The organism is Streptomyces sp. NPDC093252, from assembly GCF_040683675.1.
In the GTDB taxonomy this organism is placed as follows: Bacteria; Actinomycetota; Actinomycetes; order Streptomycetales; family Streptomycetaceae; genus Streptomyces.
In genome coordinates this window covers 47,266-70,772 of record NZ_JBFBEM010000019.1, presented here as the reverse complement: position 1 = coordinate 70,772, position 23,507 = coordinate 47,266, and the positions used below count along the sequence as shown (strand labels likewise).

Annotated in this window: 21 protein-coding genes and 1 pseudogene; 8 read left to right on the top strand and 14 right to left on the bottom strand. The window is 72.4% G+C overall.

The genetic code is table 11. The features are described 5' to 3' along the window. Positions 1 to 73: 73 nt before the first annotated feature. The 4 genes from AB0O01_RS32470 (at position 74) to AB0O01_RS32455 (ending at position 5,172) form a co-directional block, all read left to right on the top strand. Positions 74 to 916 (top strand): nitrilase-related carbon-nitrogen hydrolase, encoded by an 843-nt coding sequence (locus AB0O01_RS32470; protein WP_365319067.1) that lies wholly within the window; start codon positions 74 to 76, stop codon positions 914 to 916. 82 nt (positions 917 to 998) lie between these two features. Continuing rightward, a complete protein-coding gene (gene hydA / locus AB0O01_RS32465) occupies positions 999 to 2,402 on the top strand; it encodes a dihydropyrimidinase (RefSeq protein ID WP_365319065.1) in 1,404 nt (467 codons plus the stop codon). 11 nt (positions 2,403 to 2,413) lie between these two features. Then, positions 2,414 to 3,439: a TIGR03842 family LLM class F420-dependent oxidoreductase gene (locus AB0O01_RS32460; RefSeq protein WP_365319064.1), complete on the top strand. Its 1,026-nt coding sequence runs from the start codon at positions 2,414 to 2,416 to the stop codon at positions 3,437 to 3,439. Between the two features lie 155 nt (positions 3,440 to 3,594). Next, entirely contained in the window at positions 3,595 to 5,172 is a 1,578-nt protein-coding gene (locus AB0O01_RS32455) for an NCS1 family nucleobase:cation symporter-1 (RefSeq protein WP_365319062.1), read from the top strand. 25 nt (positions 5,173 to 5,197) lie between these two features. Here the strand turns inward: AB0O01_RS32455 and AB0O01_RS32450 are convergent, their stop codons facing one another. Both AB0O01_RS32450 and AB0O01_RS32445 read right to left on the bottom strand, forming a co-directional pair. Then, positions 5,198 to 5,860: a hypothetical protein gene (locus tag AB0O01_RS32450; RefSeq protein ID WP_365319060.1), complete on the bottom strand. Its 663-nt coding sequence runs from the start codon at positions 5,858 to 5,860 to the stop codon at positions 5,198 to 5,200. Between the two features lie 199 nt (positions 5,861 to 6,059). Next, positions 6,060 to 7,088, bottom strand: a complete 1,029-nt coding sequence (locus AB0O01_RS32445; protein WP_365319059.1) for a carboxymuconolactone decarboxylase family protein — start codon at positions 7,086 to 7,088, stop codon at positions 6,060 to 6,062. A 186-nt stretch (positions 7,089 to 7,274) separates the two neighbouring features. Between AB0O01_RS32445 and AB0O01_RS32440 the strand changes: the two genes are divergently transcribed. Further along, the gene (locus AB0O01_RS32440) at positions 7,275 to 8,417 is read left to right on the top strand and encodes a sensor histidine kinase (protein ID WP_365319057.1); all 1,143 of its coding nucleotides are present in this window, start codon (positions 7,275 to 7,277) and stop codon (positions 8,415 to 8,417) included. After that, positions 8,414 to 9,076 (top strand): response regulator transcription factor, encoded by a 663-nt coding sequence (locus AB0O01_RS32435; protein WP_365319055.1) that lies wholly within the window; start codon positions 8,414 to 8,416, stop codon positions 9,074 to 9,076. The genes AB0O01_RS32440 and AB0O01_RS32435 overlap by 4 nt, the downstream gene beginning before the upstream one ends. Here the strand turns inward: AB0O01_RS32435 and AB0O01_RS32430 are convergent. The 9 genes and pseudogenes from AB0O01_RS32430 to AB0O01_RS32390 form a co-directional block, all read right to left on the bottom strand. Continuing rightward, positions 9,040 to 9,495: pseudogene (locus tag AB0O01_RS32430) on the bottom strand (DUF817 family protein); the annotation flags it as partial. The gene AB0O01_RS32435 and the pseudogene AB0O01_RS32430 overlap by 37 nt on opposite strands. Before the next feature lie 55 nt (positions 9,496 to 9,550). Continuing rightward, on the bottom strand, positions 9,551 to 10,963 hold the full coding sequence (locus AB0O01_RS32425) for an FAD-dependent oxidoreductase (RefSeq protein ID WP_365319053.1): 1,413 nt from the start codon (positions 10,961 to 10,963) through the stop codon (positions 9,551 to 9,553). A gap of 27 nt (positions 10,964 to 10,990) precedes the next feature. Further along, positions 10,991 to 12,139 (bottom strand): Xaa-Pro peptidase family protein, encoded by a 1,149-nt coding sequence (locus AB0O01_RS32420; protein ID WP_365319052.1) that lies wholly within the window; start codon positions 12,137 to 12,139, stop codon positions 10,991 to 10,993. Between the two features lie 27 nt (positions 12,140 to 12,166). Next, a complete protein-coding gene (locus AB0O01_RS32415; RefSeq protein ID WP_365319051.1) occupies positions 12,167 to 13,291 on the bottom strand; it encodes a class II histone deacetylase in 1,125 nt (374 codons plus the stop codon). A 13-nt stretch (positions 13,292 to 13,304) separates the two neighbouring features. Beyond that, entirely contained in the window at positions 13,305 to 13,706 is a 402-nt protein-coding gene (locus AB0O01_RS32410) for a cupin domain-containing protein (RefSeq protein ID WP_365319049.1), read from the bottom strand. Between the two features lie 132 nt (positions 13,707 to 13,838). After that, the gene (locus tag AB0O01_RS32405; protein WP_365319047.1) at positions 13,839 to 14,975 is read right to left on the bottom strand and encodes an ABC transporter ATP-binding protein; all 1,137 of its coding nucleotides are present in this window, start codon (positions 14,973 to 14,975) and stop codon (positions 13,839 to 13,841) included. A 1-nt stretch (position 14,976) separates the two neighbouring features. Continuing rightward, complete coding sequence (locus AB0O01_RS32400; RefSeq protein ID WP_365319046.1) at positions 14,977 to 15,780, bottom strand: ABC transporter permease; 804 nt, start codon at positions 15,778 to 15,780, stop codon at positions 14,977 to 14,979. A gap of 2 nt (positions 15,781 to 15,782) precedes the next feature. After that, positions 15,783 to 16,661, bottom strand: a complete 879-nt coding sequence (locus tag AB0O01_RS32395) for an ABC transporter permease (RefSeq protein ID WP_365319045.1) — start codon at positions 16,659 to 16,661, stop codon at positions 15,783 to 15,785. 131 nt (positions 16,662 to 16,792) lie between these two features. Next, positions 16,793 to 17,848 (bottom strand): polyamine ABC transporter substrate-binding protein, encoded by a 1,056-nt coding sequence (locus AB0O01_RS32390; RefSeq protein WP_365319043.1) that lies wholly within the window; start codon positions 17,846 to 17,848, stop codon positions 16,793 to 16,795. Positions 17,849 to 18,032: 184 nt separating this feature from the next. Here AB0O01_RS32390 and AB0O01_RS32385 point away from each other — a divergent pair, with 184 nt between their 5' ends. Both AB0O01_RS32385 and AB0O01_RS32380 read left to right on the top strand, forming a co-directional pair. Continuing rightward, positions 18,033 to 18,752 (top strand): TetR/AcrR family transcriptional regulator, encoded by a 720-nt coding sequence (locus tag AB0O01_RS32385; protein ID WP_365319041.1) that lies wholly within the window; start codon positions 18,033 to 18,035, stop codon positions 18,750 to 18,752. A 124-nt stretch (positions 18,753 to 18,876) separates the two neighbouring features. After that, the gene (locus AB0O01_RS32380; RefSeq protein WP_365319040.1) at positions 18,877 to 20,157 is read left to right on the top strand and encodes an MFS transporter; all 1,281 of its coding nucleotides are present in this window, start codon (positions 18,877 to 18,879) and stop codon (positions 20,155 to 20,157) included. A 34-nt stretch (positions 20,158 to 20,191) separates the two neighbouring features. Here AB0O01_RS32380 and AB0O01_RS32375 read toward each other — a convergent pair whose 3' ends face one another. The 3 genes from AB0O01_RS32375 to AB0O01_RS32365 form a co-directional block, all read right to left on the bottom strand. Then, a complete protein-coding gene (locus AB0O01_RS32375) occupies positions 20,192 to 21,067 on the bottom strand; it encodes a helix-turn-helix transcriptional regulator (protein WP_365319039.1) in 876 nt (291 codons plus the stop codon). A gap of 104 nt (positions 21,068 to 21,171) precedes the next feature. Further along, positions 21,172 to 22,026, bottom strand: a complete 855-nt coding sequence (locus AB0O01_RS32370; RefSeq protein ID WP_365319037.1) for a class I SAM-dependent methyltransferase — start codon at positions 22,024 to 22,026, stop codon at positions 21,172 to 21,174. Further along, entirely contained in the window at positions 22,023 to 23,507 is a 1,485-nt protein-coding gene (locus tag AB0O01_RS32365) for a 4-hydroxyphenylacetate 3-hydroxylase N-terminal domain-containing protein (protein WP_365319035.1), read from the bottom strand. The genes AB0O01_RS32370 and AB0O01_RS32365 overlap by 4 nt, the downstream gene beginning before the upstream one ends.

The window sequence follows — 23,507 nt, the reverse complement described above, 5'->3', positions numbered from 1 at the left end:
ACGACGGCCCTGGGCCTTCCTACGCTCACCGGACACCGAGCTGCCCGAGCTACCGGAGCTACCGGAGGTCCCGATGAGCCGAGTGATCCGAGCCGCCGTCTTCCAGACCGCGTGGACCGGCGACAAGGAATCGATGATCCAGGTCCACGAACAGGCGGCCCGCGACGCCGCCGCCCAGGGCGCCCACGTCCTCTGCTTCCAGGAGCTGTTCTACGGACCGTACTTCTGCCAGGTCCAGGACCCCGCCTTCTACGCCTACGCCGAACAGATCCCCGAGGGCCCCATCGTCCGCCGCTTCCAGTCCCTGGCCCGCGAACTCGGCCTGGTCCTGGTCCTGCCGATGTACGAGGAGGAGCAGCCCGGCGTCCTCTACAACACCGCCGCCGTGATCGACGCCGACGGCACCTACCTCGGCAAGTACCGCAAGACCCATATCCCCCAGGTCCGCGGCTTCTGGGAGAAGTTCTACTTCCGCCCCGGCAACTCCGGCTGGCCCGTCTTCGACACCGCCGCCGGGAAGATCGGCGTCTACATCTGCTACGACCGCCACTTCCCCGAGGGCTGGCGCGCCCTCGGACTCGCGGGCGCCGAGATCGTCTTCAACCCCTCGGCCACCTCCCGGGGCCTGTCCGGCTACCTCTGGCAACTGGAGCAGCCGGCCGCGGCCGTCGCCAACGAGTACTTCGTGGGCGCGATCAACCGCGTCGGTGTCGAGAAGCTGGGCGACAACGACTTCTACGGCACCAGCTACTTCGTGGACCCGGAGGCCCGGTTCGTCGGCGAGGTCGCCAGCGACAAGGAGCCGGAACTGGTCGTCCGCGACCTGGACCTCACCAAACTGAGGGAGGTCCGCGACCGCTGGCAGTTCTACCGCGACCGCGAACCGGGTACGTACGGCCCACTGACGGCTCCGTAGCCGACCAGGGGCGCGGGGAACTGCGCGACCAGCCACACACCACCGCACCTCTCACGACGGCATCAACCCGGCAGGACACCCCATGACGAACCGCACCCTCATCACAGGCGGCTTGGTCATCACCGCCTCCGACGAACTCCACGCAGACATCCTCATCGAGGACGGCCGCATCGCCGCCCTCGCGGCGACCGGCACACCGACCGCCGAGTCCTGGACAGCCGACCGGACGGTCAACGCCACGGGCAAATACGTCATCCCGGGCGGCGTGGACGCCCACACCCACATGGAACTCCCCTTCGGCGGCACCTTCGCCTCCGACACCTTCGAGACCGGCACCCGCGCCGCCGCGTGGGGCGGCACCACCACCATCGTCGACTTCGCCGTCCAGACCGTCGGCAAGAGCCTGCGCGACGGCCTCGACACCTGGCACGCCAAGGCCGAGGGCACCTGCGCCATCGACTACGGCTTCCACATGATCGTCTCCGATGTGCACGAGGAGACGCTCAAGGAGATGGACCACCTCGTGGAGGAGGGCGTCACCTCCTTCAAGCAGTTCATGGCCTACCCCGGCGTCTTCTACAGCGACGACGGCCAGATCCTGCGCGCCATGCAGCGCTCCGCCGACAACGGCGGACTGATCATGATGCACGCCGAGAACGGCATCGCCATCGACGTTCTCGTGGAACAGGCCCTCGCCCGGGGCGAGACCGACCCCCGCTACCACGGCGAGGTCCGCAAGGCGCTGCTGGAGGCGGAGGCCACCCATCGCGCGATCCGCCTCGCCCAGGTCGCCGGCGCCCCCCTCTACGTCGTGCACGTCTCCGCCGCCGAGGCCGTCGCCGAACTCGCCCGCGCCCGCGACGAGGGGCTGAACGTCTTCGGCGAGACCTGCCCCCAGTACCTCTTCCTGTCCACCGACAACCTCGCCGAGCCGGACTTCGAGGGCGCCAAGTACGTCTGCTCCACCCCGCTGCGCCCCAGGGAGCACCAGGCGGCGCTCTGGCGGGGCCTGCGCACCAACGATCTCCAGGTCGTCTCCACCGACCACTGCCCGTTCTGCTTCACCGGCCAGAAGGACCTGGGCCGGGGCGACTTCTCGAAGATCCCCAACGGGCTGCCCGGCGTGGAGAACCGGATGGACCTGCTGCACCAGGCCGTCGTGGACGGCCACATCAGCCGCCGCCGCTGGATCGAGATCGCCTGCGCCACCCCGGCGCGGATGTTTGGCCTCTACCCCAAGAAGGGCACCATCGCCCCCGGCGCCGACGCCGACATCGTCATCTACGACCCGCATGCCGAGCAGGTGATGTCCGTCGACACCCACCATATGAACGTCGACTACTCGGCGTACGAGGGCAAGCGGGTCACCGGCCGGGTGGAGACGGTGTTCTCGCGGGGCGTGCCCGTGATCACCGACCGGGTGTACACCGGCCGTGCCGGGCACGGGGAGTACACCCCCCGCTCCACCTGTCAGTACCTCAGCTAGGAGAGGCGCTCATGGACTTCGGACTCGTCCTCCAGACCGATCCGCCCGCGTCCCGCGTCGTCGACCTGATGCAGCGGGCCGAGCACAACGGCTTCACCCACGGCTGGACCTTCGACTCGGCCGTGCTGTGGCAGGAGCCGTTCGTCATCTACAGCCAGATCCTCGCCCGGACCGAGCGGCTGACGGTCGGCCCGATGGTCACCAACCCGGGCACCCGCACCTGGGAGGTCACCGCCTCCACCTTCGCCACCCTCAACGACATGTTCGGCAACCGCACGGTCTGCGGGATCGGCCGGGGCGACTCCGCGATGCGGGTCGCCGGACGCAAACCCAACACCCTGGCCCGGATCAGCGACGCCATGAAGGTCATCCGGGCCCTCGGGCGCGGTGACGAGGCCGATCTCGGCGGCGGGACCAAGGTGAGGTTCCCGTGGATCAAACCGGGGGCCCGGCTCCCCGTCTGGATGGCGGCGTACGGGCCCAAGGCGCTGAAGATGACCGGTGAGGAGGCCGACGGGTTCATTCTCCAGCTCGCCGATCTGTATCTCACCGAGTACATGGTGAAGGCGGTCAAGGACGCGGCCGTCGCCGCCGGACGCGATCCGTCCGAAGTGACCATCTGTGTCGCCGCGCCCGCCTATGTCACCGAGGACGACTCGCCCGAGGCACTCGCCCACGCCCGCGAGCAGTGCCGCTGGTTCGGCGGGATGGTCGGCAACCATGTCGCCGACCTGGTGTCCAAGTACGGGGCCCACTCCGCCGCCGTCCCGGAGGAACTCACCGACTACATCAAGGCCCGCGAGGGCTACGACTACTCCCACCACGGGCGCGCCGACAACCCCGACACCGCGTTCGTGCCGGACGAGATCGTGGACCGGTTCTGTCTGATCGGCCCGGTCGAGAAGCACATCGAGAAGCTCACCGCCCTGCGGGAGCTGGGCGTCGACCAGTTCGCGGTCTACGACATGCACGACGCCCAGGAGAGGGTCATCGACGCGTACGGAGCCCGGGTGATCCCCGCGCTCCACGCCATCTGACCGGCCCCTCTCCCCGTCTCCCCCGCACCCCGCACACGGCACCGACCCCCCACCCGCCCGCCGCCCCTCCCCCCCCCCGGCCGTCCCGGGACAGGGGCGGCGGGGTCACCCCCGCACGGCCTCTCCCATCCGCTCCCTCGCTGATTGGCCTGCCCATGACCGACACAGCTCCGACGGGGTCGCCCGCCGCCCAGCCCGCCCCAACCCGGACCAGCCACCCCACCACCCAAACCACCGACGCCTCCGGCCGCATAGAACTCGTCCCCGGCGCCTTCCCCACCGACAGCCGTTTCGCCAACGACGACCTGAGACCCGTCCCGGTCTCCGAACGCAAGTGGACCACCTACAACTTCGCCGCGTTGTGGATCTCCATGGCGCACTGCATCCCGAGCTGGACCCTGGCCTCCGGGCTGGTCGCGCTCGGCATGGACTGGAAGCAGGCGGTGTTCACCATCGCCCTCGCCAACATCATCGTGCTGCTGCCGATGCTGGCCACCGGGCACGCCGGACCCAAGTACGGCATCCCCTTCCCGGTGCTGGCCCGCGCCTCGTTCGGGCTGCGCGGGGCCAATGTCCCGGCGATGATCCGGGCGGCGGTGGCCTGCGGCTGGTTCGGCATCCAGACCTGGATCGGCGGCAGCGGCATCTTCGCCCTCGGCTCCAAGCTGACCGGCGGCCACTGGGAGAACGCCGGGCAGATCGCCGGGAACCCCTGGCCGCTGTGGCTGTGCTTCCTGCTGTTCTGGGCGCTCCAGATCGCGATCATCTACCGGGGCATGGACTTCCTGCGGCACTTCGAGAACTGGGCCGCGCCCTTCGTGATCGTCGGCGCGTTCGTGCTGCTGATCTGGATCGCGGTGAAGGCGGACGGGTTCGGCCAGTTGCTGTCCCAGGAGTCGCAGCTCGGGTGGGGCCCGGACTTCTGGCCGGTCTTCTTCCCGTCCCTGATGGGCATGATCGGCTTCTGGGCGACGCTCTCGCTGAACATCCCCGACTTCACCCGCTTCGGCGCCAGCCAGCGCGCCCAGACCTGGGGCCAGTCCCTGGGCCTGCCCACCACCATGACCCTCTTCGCGATCCTCGCGGTGCTGGTCACCTCCGGCTCCGAGGTGGTGTACGGCACCGCGATCTGGGACCCGGTGGAACTCGCCGCCCGCGCCGACAACCCCTTCGGGCTGCTCTTCGCGCTGATCACCGTGCTGGTGGCGACGGTGTCCGTGAACATCGCCGCGAATGTCGTCTCACCCGCCTACGACCTGGCCAATCTCGCCCCCCGGCTCATCAACTTCCGTACCGGCGCGCTGATCACCGGGGTCGTCGGCATCCTGATCTTCCCGTGGAAGCTGATCTCGACGCCGGAGTTCTACATCTTCACCTGGCTGGGTGTGGTCGGAGGGCTGCTGGGCACGGTCGCGGGCATCCTCATCGCCGACTACTGGATCATCCGCCGTACGGTCCTGCACCTCGCCGATCTGTACACCCCGGGCGGGCGCTACTGGTACACCAACGGCTGGAACTGGCGGGCGCTGGCCGCGTTCGGGCTCGGCGGGCTGCTGGCCGTCGGCGGGTCGTACTCCACGGTGAACGCGGAGGGCGTCAGCTCCGGGCCGTTCCCCGAGGACGGGCTGATCCCGTTCCTCCAGCCGCTCGCCGACTACGGCTGGGCGGTCGGCCTCGGCACCTCGCTGCTGGTGTACGTGGCCCTGATGGGCGGTCGGCGCCGCACGGGATGACGACTCGGCCGCCGCCCTCCGGGTCCTACGCCCCGGCGTCCTGGAGGGCGGCCACCGCCTCCTTCGCGGCCTTGATGGCACCGGTGTTGATGGTGTCGGTGCTCGGCGCGTCCTTCGACTCGAAGTCGCTGCCGTTGTAGGTGATGATCACCAGCGCGTTGGCCGCCCGGACCACGACCGTGCCCTCACGGGTCTTCTGGTCGTCCTCGGTGGTGAGATTGACGACCGAATATGCGGCGTCACCCAGACCGGGGACCTCGCCCCCGCCGTCCTTCTCCCCGACGCGCTGCTTGTAGTACTTCTCGGCGTCGGCGTCCGTCTCCATCACCTCGTAGGAGACATCCAGCCAGCGGTAGTCGTAGCCCTTGAGCGCGTTCCAGGAACAGGTGCGGCGGGCCTCGGTGTCCGTCGACGGGATCTCCTTGCCGGCCGCCTCCACACCCGGCACCAGCGAGGTCACCGTCTTGTCGGCGACGCTCTCGCAGGGCGCCGGGGCGGCGGCGTAGGTCTTGGGGACCGCCGTGGTGGACGGGGCGGAGGCCGACTGGCTCCCGGTCTCCTCGGGGGTCTTGTCCCGGGCGACGGGGGCGGTGTCGGGGCCGGAGGCCATGACCCAGCCCGCGAGGGCGAGCACGGCGACCGGGGTGAGCCGCGCGGTGAGGGCCAGCGGCAGCGGAAGAGAACGCACGGCGCACACTTCTCATGGGGGGATGGCACGGAGTGAGGTCCGCACCGCGGACGGGACGCCAGTGTCACACGACTCCCTGTGGGGCGAAACCCCGAACTCGCTGTGTACCGGCCCGGTGACGCAATCCCGAACCCACCGCCCCGAGTGCCCCGTTATGTCACATCCGGAGCGGTCGGCCCGTTCAGCGCCGCCAGCCCGGTCAGGTGGCCGCCCCGCCACCCCGGTGGCCCACCCCCACCCCCCGCGCCCCCCACGCCGACTCGATCCGGTCCACCGCCAGGAACGCCCCGTAGGCCACCAGATGCACCAGACAGTGGTCCGAGTGCTCCGGCCGCCGCCACGCCGCCACATCCTCAGCGGTGATCCGGTACGGCGCCAGCGCGGCCAGCAGCGCCAGCCGTGCCCCCGGCCGCTCCGCCCGGCCCGGGAAGGTCTGCCGGGTCAGTGACGGGTGGCCGCCGTCCCAGTCCCGCAGGGCCCGCCGTACGAGGTGCTGGTCGTCGGCGTCCAGCAGGCCCGCGCCCATCAGGGCCGCCTCGCGCAGCGCCGCGTACGCCGGTCCGACCGGGCCCCCGTCGGCCCAGGCGGGCGGCGGCCCGGCGGGAGCCCCGTCCAGCAGCGCCAGCGACGCCCCCGGCACCGGCTCCCGGCGCAGCGACGGCGCCAGCGAGCGCCCCGCCAGCCGGCGCACCGCCCGGAACCGCTCCGCCCCGCCCGGCAGCACCGTCTCCTTCAGCAGCGCCGAGGTGATCCGGTTGATGAAGTGGAACGACAGCGCCGTCCCCAGATAGGCGGGCGCCTGCTCGCGCGGGAAGGGCAGCGGCTCGGGCACGCCACCCGGCGTCCGCGACCGCCGCCCCCACTCCACCAGCCGCGCCTGCCCCGGATCCTCCGGCGTCCCCCCACCCGCCACCCGCTCGGCCAGCCCGTGATCACCCCCGGCATGCAGCAGCACCGTGTGCGCGGTCACGCAGAACGGGCACCGGTTGGCCTGGGACACCCCCAGCGCCACCAGCTCCTTCCCGGTCCGGTCACCGGGCCCGGCGAGCAGTGACTCACGCATCAGCGCCCAGGTCGGGGCGAGGATCGCCGGGGCGGAGGACAGGACCACGAAGGTGGCCGGTTCGTCGATGCCGAAGTCCCGGCCGAGCTGCCGGTACACCTCGGCGACCAGCCCGCTCGCGGACTTGGGGGGCAGGGGTTCGGTGTGCAGAAAGGATGAGGTCATGGCGGTAACTGTGGCCGCGGGGAGGGGGCTTGGGCGTCGTACGGGCGGTGGTGATTTCGGCTGCTTCCGGTGGGGCGGCGGGGGCGGGGACTACTGCGCCGGGAGTAGTGCGGGAGTTGTCCGCAGGGCTGACGCCGGGGGCGGTGCGGGCGTCTAGGGTGCGGTCATGAGCGAGCGGGCGCGGTCATGAGTGAGCGGCGGGAGCGGCGGATCCGGGCGGCCGACCTGGCACTGGCGGCGGTCGTCGGGGCCCTGGTGGGGACCACGGCCGCCTTCGACGCCGGTACCACCCCCTTGGACTGGGCGCTGATCGCCGTGGCGAGCGGGGTGCTGGCGCTGTACCGGCGGGCGCCCCGGCTCGTGCTGGCCGTGGCCACCGCGGCGGGCACCGGGTATGTCCTGCACGCAGAGCCGGGGCCGCTGGCCGCGCTGCCGGTGCTGGCGGGGGTGCACATCGCCGCGCGCGTCGGGCACCGGGCGCTGGGGGCGGCGGGCGGGGTGTTCCTCGCCGGGTTCGTGCTGACCGGGCCCGGCGGGCGGGAGATCACCGAGAAGGCGGCGCTGCTCGCGGGCTGGTTCCTGTGCGCGGTCGTCACCGGTCTCGCCGACCGCAACTGGCAGGCGTATCTGCGCCAGACCGAGCAGCGGGCGCTGGAGGCCGAGCGGACCCGCGAGGAGGCGGCGCTGCGCCGCGCCGGGGAGGAACGGCTGCGGATCGCCCGCGAACTGCACGACTCGCTCACCCACAGCATCTCCATCGTCAAGCTCCAGGCGGGCGTGGCCGTCCATCTGGCCCGCAAGCGCGGCGAGGAGGTGCCGCCCGCGCTGCTCGCCATCCAGGAGGCGGGCGGCGAGGCCATGCGGGAACTGCGCGCCACCCTGGAGGTGCTGCGCACCGACGAGCCCCCCGGCAGCCCCGCCCTGCTGGTCGAGCGGGCGCGCGCGGCCGGACTGACCGTCGGCCTCGCCGTCACCGGCGCCGAGCGCCCCCTGCCCCCGCCGGTCGAGCGTGCCGCCTACCGCATCGTGCAGGAGTCCCTCACCAACGCCGCCCGGCACGCGGGCCCCGCCGAGATCCGGGTCCGCCTCGACTACGGCCCCGCCCGCCTCGCCGTCCAGGTCGACGACGACGGCACCGCCGACCCCGGCCGTCCGCCCCGGCCCGGCACCGGGCTCACCGGGATGCGCGAGCGGGTCACCGCGCTGGGCGGCACCCTGCTGACCGGGCCGCGCCCCGAGGGCGGCTTCTCCGTCCGCGCCGAACTGCCCCTGGACCCGGGCGGCGGCGGGGCGCGGGGGCGGGCGGCCGATCTGGAGGGCGCCCGGTGATCCGGGTCGCGCTGGTGGACGACCAGGCGCTGATGCGGGCCGGGTTCCGGGCCCTGCTGGAGGCCGAGGACGGGATCGAGGTGGTCGGCGAGGCCGCCGACGGGGAGCGGGGCCTCGCGCTGATCCGGGCCACCGTGCCGGACATCGCGCTGGTCGATGTGCAGATGCCGGTGATGACGGGCATCGAGGCGACCAGGCGGATCGCCGCCGACCCGGACCTCGCCGCCGTCCGGGTCGTCATCCTCACCAACTACGGTCACGACGCCTATGTCTTCGAGGCGCTGCGTGCCGGGGCCGGCGGGTTTCTGCTCAAGGACACCGAACCGGCCGAGCTGCTCCAGGCCATCGAGGTGGTGGCCCGGGGCGAGGCGCTGCTGTCGCCGTCCGTCACCCGCACCCTCATCGGCGAGTTCGTCGCCCGGCCGCCCGACCGGGCCACCGCGCCCGGCCTCGGGCATCTCACCCGCCGCGAACGCGAGGTCACCGCGCTCGCCGCGCGCGGACTGAGCAATGAGGAGATCGCCGCCCACATGGTGATCAGCCCCCTCACCGCGAAGACCCACATCAGCCGCGCCATGACCAAGCTGGGCGCCCGCGACCGGGCCCAACTGGTCGTGTTCGCCTACGAGTCGGGGCTCGTCACCGCCCGCGCCACCTGAACCGGCGCGGGCGCGGGCGCGGGCGGCGGACCCCCGGCCCGGCTCGCCGCCGCGAGCACGAATGTCACACTCACCAGCAGCGCCCACGCCCCGAACTTGGTGACCGCCACCGGCTCCCAGCCGTCGAGCTGATGCGGGTAGCGCCAGGCGCCGCTGTAGGTGGCGAGGTTCTCGAGATACCGGGTGCCGACGGTGTAGTGGACCGTGGTCCCGGTGAGCGCGATCAGCAGCAGCGCCGCCAGCGGGCCGCGTACGTCGGGCAGCCAGTGGTGGGTGAAGAAGTTGAGATGGATGCCCGCCGCCACGACCGCCGTCCAGCGGGGCCGGTAGGCCACCAGGTGCAGCTCCATCAGATGCCAGGCCCGGCAGACATAGCTGCCGAGCGCCGCGTAGAGAAACCCCCCGTACAGGGGCGCCCCGCGCCGCCCGTTCAGGAGGCGGGCCCGGCTTCACGAGGCGGAGTCGAGCCCGGTTTCAGGAGTCGAAGCCCAGCCCGAACCGGTCCAGGGTGCGCAGCCACAGATCGCGGTGGCCGCCGTTGCGGTCGGCGCGGTCCAGGGAGCGGCGGGTCAGCTCCACCCCCGCGTAGCGGGCCGGTTCCGGCGGGAACGGCAGCGGCTTGGTGCGCACCATCCGCAGCCGGGTCCGCTCGGTCTCCCGCCCGGACAGCAGATCCAGCATCACCTGGGCGCCGAACCGGCTCGCGGCGACCCCGAGGCCGGTGTAGCCGAGGGCGTAGGAGACCCGGCCCGCCAGCGCGGTGCCGTAGAACGCGGTGAAGCGGGTGCAGGTGTCGATGGCACCGCCCCAGGCGTGGCTGAACCGTACGCCTTCGAGCTGCGGGAACGTGGTGAAGAAGTGCGCGGCGAGCTTGGCGAAGGTCTCCGGGCGCTGGTCGAGTTCGTCGCGCAGTCCGCTGCCGTAGTGGTAGATGGCGTCGTAGCCGCCCCACAGGACGCGGTGGTCGTCGGTGAGGCGGAAGTAGTGGAACTGGTTGCCCAGGTCGGACATGCCCTGCCGGCCGCGCCAGCCGATCGAGTCGAGCTGGGCCCCGGTGAGCGGCTCGGTGGTCAGGACGTAGTCGTAGACGGGGACGGTGTACAGGCGCAGCCGCTTGAGGAGGGACGGGAAGACATTGGTGCCCAGCGCGGTGTGCCGGGCGCCGATCCGGCCGTACGGGGTCTCCAGGACGACCGCCGGGGTGCCGACGCCCTCCCGCAGCCGCCGTACCGGGGTGTTCTCGTACACCCGCACACCCGCCCGCACACAGGCGTCGAGCAGGCCCCAGACCAGGCGGGCCGGGTCGGTGAGGGCGTAGCCCTCGCGGTCGTGGGCGCCGGCCAGGAAGGTGGGGGAGCGGACCTCGGCGCGGATCTCCTCCCCGCTCAGGAAGTCGATCTTCCGGCCGTGCGCGGCGGCCAGTCGGCACAGCGCCCTGACCTCCTCCACCTGGTGCGGTGCGGTCGCGGCCCAGAGTTTGCCGTCCCGGCGGAAGCCGCAGTCGATGCCGTACCGGGTCAGGGTCTCCTGGATCTCGTCCAGGTTCTCCAGGCCCAGTCGCTCCAGCTCGGCCAGTTCCTCGGGCCAGCGTTCGGCGCCGTTGCCGAGGCCGTGGGTGAGGCTGGAGGAGACGAAGCCGCCGTTGCGGCCGGACGCGGCCCAGCCCGCCGTGCGGGCGTCGACCAGGACGACATCCCGCGACGGGTCGCGCTCCTTGGCGAGCAGCGCGGTCCACAGCCCGGTGAAACCCCCGCCGACCACGGCGAGATCACAGACCGTGTCACCGGTCAGGGCGGGGCGGGGCGCGGGCGCGTCCGGGCTGTCGAGCCAGTGGCTGCGCGGCAGCGCCTCGGCGAGCGAGTCGGCGTACGGGACGCTCACGGTCACGGGAACAACTCCTGTTCTGGGGGTGGCTCAGGCGATGTGCAGGGTGTGGGGGAGGCGGGACAGGCTCCGGGCCCCGTCCGGGGTGCAGAGCACGGTGTCGCCCATCTTGATCCCGAACCCCTCGTCGGGCAGATGCAGATTGGGTTCGACGGTGAAGGACATGCCCGGCGCGAGGATGTGCGGGTCGCCCTCGACCAGCGTCATCGGCTCCAGCCACCCGGGCGGATAGGCCACCCCGAGGCTGTACCCGATGCGATGACAGCGACGCCGTACGAGATCCAGCTCGGCCAGCACCGCGTTGCAGGCGTCGTCCGGGGCGGGCGCGGGCGCGCCGGGACCGGCGGCGGCGATGGCGGCATCGGTGGCCCGGCCCACGCACTCGGCGACCTCCCGCACCCGGGGCGTCGGTTCGCCCACCACGACCGTCCGCATCAGCACCGCGTGATACCGGTGCACCACCCCCGCGAACTCCACGCACACCACGTCACCGCGCGACAGCGTCCGCCGCGACGCCATCCCGTGGACCATCGCGCTGCGCTCCCCGGACACCACCATCGGCGGGATCGCCGCGTACTCGCTGCCCGCCTCGCCCAGCGCCAGACTCGCCACCCCGGCCAGCTCGGTCTCCGAGATCCCGGGCCGTACGGCGGCGAACACCCGCTCCATGGCGTGGTCGGCCATCTCGGCGGCCTGCGTCTGATAGGCGATCTCCGCCGGGGACTTGATCAGCCGCTCCTCCGGCACCAGATCGGTGGCGTCCACCCAGCGCACCCCGGGCAGCAGCGCCCGCAACCGGTCCCAGTTGCCCGGCAGCAGGGTGAACGCGCCCAGCTCGATACCGACGGCGGCCCGGTCAAGACCGCGCCCCCGGATCGAGTCCGCGATCACCTCCACCGCGTCCTCGGTGGCGATGTCGTACACCCGGGGCGCGCGCAGCCAGGACAGCGCGTGCACGCCCGGCTCCTCGGTGGTGCGGGTGATGTACTCGGGTTCGCCGTCGCCGGAGTCGATGACGAGGGCCTGCGGCCAGAGGTAGCCGACCGAGCTGACACCGGTCAGCCAGTGCACGACGTCCGGCATGCTGACGACCAGTCCGTCCAGGCCCCGCGCGGCCATCCGGGCCCGCACCCGGCGCAGCCGGTCGTCGTAGGTGGGCAGGCCGAAGGGGAGTTCCATGGTGACCTCTCAGAGGGGGAGGGGGTGTCAGAGGGCGGCGGTCGGCCAGTGGGGCGCGAGGGCGGCGCGGGTCCGTTCGATCGCGGTGTCACCCCGGTGGATGTCGTCCGGTACGTAGGCGATCGGGTCGGCGAGGGCGGCCGGGCGGCCGAGCAGGCCCTCGACGGTGGCGTGCAGACAGTAGGCGGCGTAGCTGCGGGCGTAGCCGCCCTCCTGGGTGAGGACGAGTCGCCCGCCGGTCAGTTCCTCCGCCAGCCGCCCCAGCAGTGTGCCCAGGCGGTGGAAGCCGGCCATGGTGACGTTGTGCCGTCCGTTGGCGTCGAAGGCGGAGGCGTCCTGCCCGGAGGCGGCCACGATCAGGCCCGGCCGGAACGCCCGCAGCACCGGCGCCACCACCCGCTCGAAGGCATCGGCGTACGCCCGGTCCCCGGCCCCGACCGGCAGTTCCACATTGATGTTGTGCCCGAGCCCGGCCCCGCGCCCCAGCTCCTCAGGGCCACCGGTCTGCGGATGACTGGCCCCCCAGGCCCCGTGCGCCATGTGCAGCGAGACGGTCAGGACATCGGACCGGTCGTAGAAGCATTCCTGGGTGCCGTTGCCGTGGTGGACGTCCCAGTCCACCACCGCGACCCGCTCGACGTCCCGCTCCCGGGCCCGCTGCGCGGCCAGCGCCGCGTGCCCGAACACGCAGTAGCCGTCGGCCTGTTCCGGCTGGGCGTGATGCCCCGGGGGCCGCACCAGCGCGTAGGCCGTCCGGCACGTCCCGTCCAGTACGGCGTCCACCGCGGCGAGTGCCGTCCCTGCGGCGGCCAGCAGCGGTTCCCAGGAGCCGGGCGCGACGGTGGTGGTCGAGGTGAGCCAGTGCCGCCGGGTGCCGCCCCGCTCGGCCAGCTCCCGCACCTCACGGACGTACGACGGGCTGTGGACGGTGGTCAGTTCGGCCTCGGTGGCGAGGCGGCCGGGGCGCCAGACGAGGGCGTCGGCGACCGGGCCGCGCTCCAGGACCGCCTTCATGTTGCGCAGGCGGGGCGCGCTCTCGGGATGCAGTTCGGGCTCGGCGAGCAGCGCGGAGGGGGCGGCCTCCCAGAAGCCGGAGCCGGTGTCGTGGTCAAGGACGCGGGCGTCCCAGAAGACATGGATACGGTCGTTCATACGGATGCTCCGGTCACTCCTGCGAGGGGGTCATCGAGTAGGTGAAGAAGGCCGGTTCGTCGCCGGTGTTCTCCAGGTGGTAGGTCCAGCCCGGCGCGAGATAGACGCAGTCCTCGGGACCCAGGTCGAAGTGCCCTTCGTCCCAGGTCAGCCGGAGCCGCCCGCGGATGATGAAGTAGGTCTCCTCGACCGGGCCGTACCAGTGGTCGCCGTCGGCGGTGTCGTCGGCGGCGCGGGACGACCAGACGTTGGTCTTCTCCCCGGGGTCCATCCAGGCGGCGCCGAGCATCAGATCGGAGCCGTTGCGGCCCTTGGTGATGGCACGGGCGATCCGCACCTTGGTGACGGCCTCGGCGGCCGGGGTGACGGGTACGTCGGAGAGGGCGACGACGCTGGGGGGTGTGCGGGTGGACATGGGGGCTCCTTGGAGGTTGGAGGTGGGAAGGGGTGTTCAGGGACGCACCGGGAGGGGGTGTTGAGGGACTGACCGGGAGGGGAGGTTCAGGTACTGACCGGGAGGAGGGCAGGGACTGACCGCGAGGGGGGTTCAGGGGGCGACCGGCACCAGGGCCGACCGCTCCACGGCCCAGACGACCCGCGCCGCCGTCCCCGGCACGGCGGGGTGCTCCTGCCCGGCCGGTTCGCGGAGCTGGAGGCGGTGGCCGCCGGGCAGATCGACGGCGACCCGGCGATGGGCGCCGAAGTAGACGGTCTCGGTGACCGTGCCGTCCAGATGGTGATGGCCGCCCGGCACCGGGTCACCGGGGGCCAGCAGCCGCATCCGCTCCGGGCGGACGACCAGGGCGACCTCCTCGGGTCCCGCCGTCGCGCCGGGCGGCACCGGCAGGTCACCGTCCGGGCAGCTCAGCACACCCGGGGTGCGGCAGTGCCCGGTGAACACATTGGACTCGCCGAGGAACTGCGCCACGAACAGCGTCGCCGGGGCCTCGTACAGCTCCTCGGGGGTGCCGACCTGCTCGATCCGGCCCTCGTTGAAGACGGCGATCCGGTCGGAGAGGGCGAGCGCCTCCTCCTGGTCGTGGGTGACGAACACGAAGGTGATGCCGAGGTCCCGGTGCATGCGGGCGATCTCGCCCTGCAACTGCTCGCGCAGCTTCTTGTCCAGCGCGCCCAGCGGTTCGTCCATCAGCAGCACCCGTGGGTTGAACACCACCGCGCGGGCCAGCGCCACCCGCTGCTGCTGGCCGCCGGAGAGCTGCCGGGGCAGCCGGTCGGCCATGCCGTCGAGCTGGACCATCCGCAGTGCCTCGGTCACCCGCCGCCCGATCTCCGCCCGGGGCACCTTGCGCTGCTCCAGCGGGAAGGCGATGTTGCGGGCGACGGTCAGATGGGGGAAGAGGGCGTAGTGCTGGAAGACCATGCCCAGGTCCCGCTGGTGCGGCGGCAGCGCGGCGACCTCGGTGCCGTCGACGGTGATGGCGCCCTCGGTGGCGGTGGTGAACCCGGCGATCATGTCGAGGGTGGTGGTCTTGCCGGAGCCGGACGGGCCGAGGAAGGTCATGAACTCCCCGGCCCCGATGTCCAGGGACACCCGGTCGACGGCGGCGCGCCCGCCGTACCGCTTGGTGAGGTCGCGCAGCCGGACGGCGGCGCCGGACGTCGTCGCGGGCCGACCATCCGTCGTGGTGGGGCGGCCGGGGACGGTACCGGTGGTGTCGGGCATGTCAGTGCTTCCCCTCGCGCCCGGTGCGGCGCAGCAGTTGCGGCAGCAGGATGAGCGCGGTCGTGGCGACGAGCACGATGCTCGACGCGGCGGCGATCGTCGGATCGGTCTCCACGGTGACGCTGCTGAACATGGTGACCGGGAGGGTGTGCAGGGTCGGGCTCTGGAGGTAGAAGGCGATGACCACCTCGTCCAGCGAGGTGACGAAGGCGAACACCGCGCCCGACAGCACCCCCGGCGCGATCAGCGGGGCGGTGATCCGGCGGAAGGTGGTCAGCGGGCTCGCGCCGAGCATGGCGGCGGCCCGGTCGAGCCGCCGGTCGTAGCCGCGCAGACTCGTCGACACGGCGACCACCACGAACGGCACGGCGAGCGCGGTGTGGGCGACGACGAACCCGATCGCCGTCCCGGCCAGCCCCCAGTTGAGGAAGGCCGCGTACACGGCGATGGCGGCCACGATCTGCGGCACCACCATCGGCGCCATCAGCAGCCCGTTGATCAGCCCCTTGCCGGGGATGCGGCCCCGGTCCAGGGCGAGCGCGGCGAGCGTGCCCAGCACGGTGGAGAGCACGGCGACGGCCAGGGCGATCTGGAGCGAGGTGAGCAGCGAGTCCCGCCACACCGGATCGGTGAAGAAGTTCCGGTACCAGTCGAGGGACCAGTTCTCGGGCGGGAAGGCGAAGCTGCGCTTCCCGGTGAAGGACAGCGGGATGACGACGAGGGTCGGCGCCATCAGCAGCGCCCCCACCAGGGTCGCCCACAACCGCAGCCCGAGGCCCCCGCGGAACAGGGAGTTGTCGTCCATGGTCAGTCCTCCGCCCTGCCGTGACCGGTCCCGCCGAGCCCCAGCGCCGCGCCCGCCCGGCTCACCCGGGCCACCAGGAGCAGCAGCAGCGCGGTGAGGGCGAGCAGCAGCACCGAGAAGGCACCGGCGCCGCCGAAGTCGAGGAGCTTCTCCACCTTGGTCCCGATGACCTGCGCCACCATCGACTCCTTGGGCGAGCCGAGCAGCTTCGGCGTGACATAGAAGCCGAGGGCCAGCACGAACACCAGGGTCGTCCCGGAGATCACCCCGGGCAGCGACAGCGGCAGATAGATCCGCCGGAAACAGGTGGCCTTCGACGCGCCCAGCCCCGAGGCCGCGCTCATCAGCCGCCGGTCGATGCCGCTCATCACGCTGTAGAGCGGCAGCACCATATAGGGCAGCAGCACCTGGATCATGCCGATGGCGACGCCGGGCGCGGAGCCGAGCAGCCCGCGCCCCTCCCGCCCGAACAGCGAGCCGAGCATGCCGAGCGGCCCGCCGTCCTGGAGCAGCACGATCCAGGCGAAGTTCCGCGCCATCAGACTCGTCCAGAACGGCAGCAGCACCAGCGCCATCAGCACGGCCCGCGCCTTCGGCCCGGTCACGGTCATCAGATACGCGTACGGATACGCCAGCAGCAGCGTGGTCACCGCGACGACCAGCGCCATCACCAGCGTCCGGACGACCACCCGCGCGGTCGTCGGATCGGCCAGCAACTCCCGGAAGTTCCCGACCCCCACCTCGGGTTCGGCGAACGCCTGCCGCACGATGTCCACGAGCGGATACCCGAAGAACACCACCAGCACCAGCAGAGCGGGCAGCAACAACAACGCCTGCCGATCGACCCTCACCCGCCTCCGACCCACCAGAGACTCGGTCATGACGTACTACCTCAATCCAGAGAAACGGGACGAGCAAACGCAGCCCGCTTGCGGCGCAGGCCTCTTGGGGGCGCGGGGAACTGCGCGACCAGCCCCCACGACCCGCACCCGGCAACGCAACCCCAGCCACATCACCCGGTAGCCCACGAAGTCCACTTCTCCGTAGCCGCATCCTGGTTCTCCGCCCACCACGCCACGTCCTGATAGAACCCCTTCTCCTGAACCTCGGCGCGAGCCGTGTTCCACTGCTCCGCCAGCGCGTCCAGCTCCGGCTTCGCATCGGAGTTGACCGCGGCGTAGGGCTGGTCCTCGGCGAACGCGGACTGCGCCTCCGCGCTGGTGGCGTACGCGATGAAGTCCATCGCCAGGTCCTTGTTCGGCGCCCCCTTCGGCACCATCAGCACGGCATACGCCAGCATGTTGTCCTCCCACACCGGGGTATAGGCGGAGCCGTTCTTCGCGGCCATGTAGGCGCGGCCCGACCAGACCAGGGCCATGTCCGCCTGCTTGGACTCCAGGGCCTGCTGGCTCTGCGCGGAGGTCTCCCAGAAGGCGAGGTCGTCGCCGAGGGCGTCGAGCTTGGTGAAGGCGCGGTCGTAGTCCAGCGGGTAGAGCTGCTCCGGGGTGACCCCGTCGGCGAGCAGCGCGGCCTCCATGGAGCCGCCGGTGGCGAACCCGGGGGCGAGCCGCTTGCCGGGGAACTTCTCGGTGTCGAAGAAGTCGGCGACGGAGGTGGGCGGAGCGTCCGGGTACTTCTCGGGGTCGTACACCAGCACCAGCGAGTACATCGCGTCCGGCACCGCGCAGTCGCTGACCGTGCCCTCGGGGAACTTGGTTTTGTCGATCTTCGTGAAGTCCAGCTTCTCGGCGTACTTCCCGCACGCCCCGACCGGGAAGAACGGCTCGGTGTCGACCACGTCCCAGGTGACGCGCCCGGCGTCGACCATCGTCTTGATCTTGGCGTAGTCGGTCGGCTGGTCCTCGATCGCCTTGACCCCCGCCTCCTCGGCCCAGGGTTCCAGCCAGGCCGTGGCCTGCGCCTTCTGATAGCCGCTGCCGTACGAGGTGAAGGTGAGGCTGTCCGAGCCGCTCCCTGAGGAGCCGGAACCGGTGGAGCAGGCGGTGGTGAGCAGGGCCAGCGCGGCGGTGAGCGCCGCCGCGCCGAGACAGCGCGAACGTATCTGCACGGTCGGTCCTCCATCCGGAGATGACGGGATGAGATGAGGTGAGACGGGGTGAGACGGGGTGACTTCGAGGTCGCGGCCCTGGTGATGGCCGCTGAAGTGGCAATATGCGCTTATTATTGCGACCGGCGCGCGGTTGGCAATACCCTCGGGCCAACTCGTTGACACCCCGGGAGGGCACACACACATGGCCGAGGTCGACCTGAAGGACCTGCGCCGCCTCCAACTCATCAGCGCGGCCAGCGAAGTGATCTGCCGCAACGGTGTGGACGGCGCCCGGCTCAAGGACATCGCCGAAGAGGCCGGTGTCTCCCTCGGACTCGTCCAGCACTACTTCCGGCGCCGCGAGGAACTGATCAGCGAGACGATCAGCTCCATGCTGGAACTGACCCTCGTCACCTGGCGGTCGGTCTCCGAGCGCGAACCCGACCCGGTGCGCCGCCTCTTCGCGCTGCTGCGCTTCCAGGTCGCCGGCTGGGCCCCGTTCACCAAGCGCTGGTCGTTCTGGATCGAGTTCTGGTCCGCCGCCAACCGCGACGAGACCCTCCAGACCTACGCCCGCGATGTCTACGAGCGCTGGCAGGAGCCGTTCCGCACGGCCATCGACGCCGGGGTGCGCACCGGCGACTTCAGCACCGCCATCCCCGCCGAGCGGGTCAGCCTCATCCTGATGTCCCTGGCCGACGGCGCCGCCATCCACGTCCTCATGGCCCATGACTCCCTGGACGAGGACGGCATGTTCGACCTGCTCATCGACATGGCCTGCCGCATCCTCGACATCGATGCCGAGGTCCGCGACCGCGCCCTCGGCGACCTCCCCCGCATCATCAGCCCCCGCTACCCGCAGGAGCCCGCGCCCGCCGACAGCATCGACTGGTCCCCGCTCATCGAGGCCCGGCCGCGCTGACCGCTCCCGCCGCCGCTTCCCTGTGAGTGCCGGTCACAGGACGAACGCCTGACTGGTTGCCGCGCGGCCCCGCGGAAACCATGGGCGCGTCCCGACCACACCCCTGGAAAGCGAGTGATGCACCGTGAGCGCCAGCGGACGAACGGGTCCGCCCGCCGGGCCGGCGGCCGGACCCGACCAGTCCACCCAGGACACCTTCCCCCGGTGGCGGTACGCCGGGGTCTTCCTGCTCCTCTTCCTCTTCGGCACCGAGACCTTCCTGGTCTCCCCGCTGCTGCCGACCATCGCCGACGACATCGACGTCTCCGAATCCGCCGCCGCCCAGAGCGTCACCGCCTATGTGCTGGTGTACGCGATCAGCGCGCCCTTCCTCGGGCTGCTCAGCGACCGCTTCGGGCGCCGCCGCACCCTGCTCGCCGGGACCGCGCTGTTCCTGCTCTCCAACGCCGCCGCCGCGCTCTCCGGCTCCCTCGCGCCGCTGATCGTCTCCCGCGCGGTCGCCGGACTCGCCGCCGCCGCTGCGGGCCCCGCCATCTGGGCGCACATCGCCGAGACCGCCCCCGACCGGGTGCGCGGCCGGGCGCTGGGCCTCGGCATGGCGCTGTTCTCCTGCGGCCAGGTCGTCGGCGTCCCCCTCGGCGGACTGCTGGCCGGGATCGCGGGCTGGCGGTCCGCGTTCTGGGCGCTCGCGCTGGGCACCCTGGCCGCCGTCCCGCTGCTGCTGCGGCAGGTCGGCGCCGACCCGGTCAAGGCGGCGGAGGCGGGCAACGCCAAGGGGGCCGTCGCCTCCGTCGTCGCCGCCTGGCGGCATCCCGCGCTGCGCCGCGCGCTGACCGTCAACACGGTCTTCCACGCCGCGAACCTCGGCGCCTACACCTTCCTCGGGGTGGTCCTCGTCCAGCGGTTCGATCTGTCGGTGACGGCGCTCGGGCTGGTCGGGATCCTGGTCGGCGCGGGCAGTGTCGCCGGATCGCTGCTCGGCGGGCGGCTCGGCGACCGGGACCGCGCCGCCGGACGCCACCATCTGCCGCTGCTGCCGCTGTGGGGGGTGCTGCTCGCCGCCGGGATCGCCCTGTCCGCCGTCGGCCCCGGGATCGTCCTGGCGCTGCTCGGGGTCACCCTCTGGTTCGTCGCCAGCGGGGGTTTCGTCACCGACCAGCAGACCCTGGCCGGGACCGCAGCCCCCGATCTGCGGGCCACCTCCAGCGCCTGGCTGACCTCCACCATGTATGCCGGGACCGGGCTCGGCGCCTGGGCGGTCGGCGCGTTCGCCGACACCGCCCTCGCCACGCTGATCGCCGGGGGCGGCCTCGCCCTGGTGGCCGCCGGGGCGGCGCTCGCGGTGACCAACGGGCTGCGCCGGACGGCGGGGACACCGCGGGCGGGGGAGCCCGCCGTGTCCTGACCGCACGCGTACGGCGGTGACCGGCGGACGGGGCTCAGCCCGCCCGCCGGTCTCCCGTGTCCCGGGGCACCGACCGCAGGGGGCGTCGGCACAGCTCCGTCATCCGCTCCCGGTCGGCCTCGGTGAGCGGGGTGAACAGCAGCACCAGCGCCGACGGGTCGTCCACCGGATGGAACGACGACAGGGACAGCGCGGTCGGCGCACCGCCGGGCGGCTCGACCGTCACCGAGCGGGCGGTCAGCTCCGCCACCGAGTGGCAGCCCCACCAGTGGCTCAGCTCCGGCGCGTCCTCGGCGAGACGCTCGTACAGCTCCCCGGTGCGCGGGTCGGCCAGCGCGGGACCGGCCTGGGCGCGGAAGTGCTGGAAGATGTTCATGGCCAGCGGCTCCCAGTCGTGCAGCACCGTCCGCAGCCGGGGATCGGCCACCATCAGCCACATCAGATTGCGCCGGTCCGCCGGAACGGCCTCCGGGCTGCCCCACAGCGCCGACCAGGCCGCGTTCCAGGCCAGCAGATCGAAGTGCCGGTCCAGCAGCACCGCCGGGCTCGCCGGCCAGGAGTCCAGCACCGGCCGCACCGTCTCGGCCAGTCCGCCCCCGGCGCCGTCCGGGGTCACCGGCTCGTGGTACCCGGCCAGCCGCATCGCGTGCCGCAGCCCGGCCGCGTCCAGTCGGAGCGCCCGCGCCACCGAGGTCAGCACCTGCCGGGACGCGGTCACCCGGCCCTGCTCCAGCCAGGTGTACCAGGCCAGCCCGACCCCCGACAGCGACGCCACCTCCTCCCGGCGCAGCCCCGGGGTGCGCCGCCTGGGCGTCGCGGTCAGCCCCACGTCGGCCGGTTTCAGCAGCTCGCGGTGGGCCCGCAGAAAGGCCCCGAGTTCCTGACTCGGTCCGGGCGTTGTGGTGGACATGGACGGGCTCCTCGGCGTACGGGGGACAGCGGGGGACGGGGTCGGGCGGGGTCGGTCGGGAGGTGGGCGGCGCGGTCCGGGAGGGGAGGACCGCGCCGCTCAGCCTAGGGCGTGTCGTGGCGCGGGGTGAGTTTCCAGAGGCGGACCGGCATCGCGCTCACCCGGCCCGCGTGCTGCTGCCGCTCCCAGGCGGCCCGGCCGACCTCCCGGTAGAAGGCGGCCCGTTCGGGGGCGGGCAGGACGGCGGCGTAGTAGTCGCCGAAGGTCGCCGCGTGGAAGTGCTCGTACTGGGCGGCGTCCCGGACGGTGACCACCGCCTCCCGCTCCCAGTACGCGGTGATCTCGAAGAACTCCGCCAGGAGCGCGCCGAGTTCGGGGACCGGGCGGGTGCGGGTGGCGATCGGCAGCACCCCGTGGTCGCCGAACAGCCCCGGTACCGCGTCCCGCCGCACCCCCAGCCCGGTCAGCGCGTCCCGGACGATGTCGTCCTCACCGCCCAGGCCGTGCCGGTCGGCAGCGGGGTGATAGGTCGTCAGGAGAAAGGAGCCGCCCGGCCGCAGATGCGTCCGCACCCACTCCAGCACCCGGTGCTCCACCGGATACAGCCAGTGCAGTACCGAGGTCATCGTCACCACGTCCGCGCGGTGCGGCAGCGGGGCCGGGGCGGTGAGATCGGCGCGGTGCAGCACCACCCGGGACCCGGCCGGGCGCAGCCGCTCGGTGGCCTCGGCGATCCGGTGCTCGGAGCGCTCCAGGCCCACCGCCAGCCGCAGCGACGGCAGTTGCTCCAGGGCCTCCTGGAGCAACTGCCCTATGCCGCTGCCCAGATCGATCAGCACCTCGGGCGCGCCGGGCACCCGGTCCAGCACCCAGTCGCGGTCGTGCACCTGGCGCAGTCGGCTGGCGTCGTCGTAGCCGCCGAGGATCCGGGCCTGGGCCTCGGTCCGGGAGAGGGTCACGGTCGGGTCTCCTCCGTCGTCGGGGCGGGCGCCGCGATCAGGGACTCCAGCCGACCGCGCACCTCGCTCTGGTCGTAGCGCTTGAAGAGGTTGATGCGGTTGCGGGCCAGGTCGCCGCGGTGGACGAGTTCGTACAGGTGCTGGCGCTGGCCGAAGGCGTCGCCGGTCAGTTCCCAGGCCAGGCGCAGCAGCCGGGACTTGCGGGCGGCGTCGGTGCCCCGGCCGCGCATATAGCGGTCCAGGAAGGGCCGCAGCCGGGGGTGGGCGAGATCCCGCTCGGTGGGCTGCATCAGCAGCCCGGACGCCCCGATGCGGCGCAGCACGTCCACCGCCCCGTCGGCCACCTCCGCCGACCACACCCGGCTCGCCGCGGTGTCGCCCGGCGCCAGCAGCCCGCCGTCGGTGACCTTCGCGCGGGCCTCGGCGGCGTCCAGGAACAGCTCGGTCAGCTCCGCGTACGAGGCGAGACGCCCCAGGTCCTCCTGGATGTTGCGGAACCCGTCGACGCCGATGCTCTCCGCGACCAGCGTCGCCGTCGCCAGCAGGGTGCGCAGCCGCTCCCGGTAGCGGACATGGCCGATATACGCCGACCAGGCGTTGATCCGGCCGAGTCCGGTGCGGGCGAGGTCGGCGTCCCGCAGCAGGAACACCCGGTCCCAGGGCACCAGCACATCGTCGAAGAACAGCATGGCGTCCTGCTCGTCGTAGCGCGCCCCCAGCGGATGCGCGTGCCCGAACGGCTCGGCGCCCAGCGGCTCCCGGCACAGCGTCACCAGCCCCGGCGTGTTCAGCGGCAGCGCGAACCACACCACGAACTGCTCGCCCCGGCGCTGCGCGAACGACGCCGAGAGATAGACCAGGACCTCGTGCGCCATCGGCGCCAGGGTGGTGAGCTGCTTCGCGCCGCGCACCACGATCCCGTCCTCGCGCTCGGCGAGGACGCGCAGCGCGAGATCGGGGTCGTCGACCGGGTCGGCGGAGCGGTCGATCTGGGGATCGCCGAGCGCGTGGGAGAGCACCAGATCGTTGGTGGCGCAGTGCCGGTACCAGGATTCGGCGTTGGCGCCGAACTCGGGGCGCGCCGCCGCGAGCCGGTTGCGGAAGTCGTAGACGCCCACCGCGATCGACGCCATGAACGCGGGGGAGCGCCCGTGCTGGCCGAGCGAGGCGGCGTGCCAGAACTCGGCGCTGCGCCGCTGGAGCCGCAGCTCCTCCAGGGTGCGCGGCGGCTGGTAGGCGCGGGCCAGCCGCAGCCCGGTGTCCGGGTCCTTGTAGGTGAGCAGCTCGCGGTGGTCCGGGTCGTGCTGGAGGTCGAGCAGCCCGGCGAGGGTGTCCACGGCGGGCCGGAACGCCGGGTGCCCGGCCGGGTCGGTGATCCGGGTGCCGTCGAGATACAGCTCGCGGCCGTCGTCCAGCTCCGCCCGGTAGCGGTCGCCGTCGAGCAGCCCCAGGCCGGGGCCGTCGGTGTCCAGCAGGGTCAT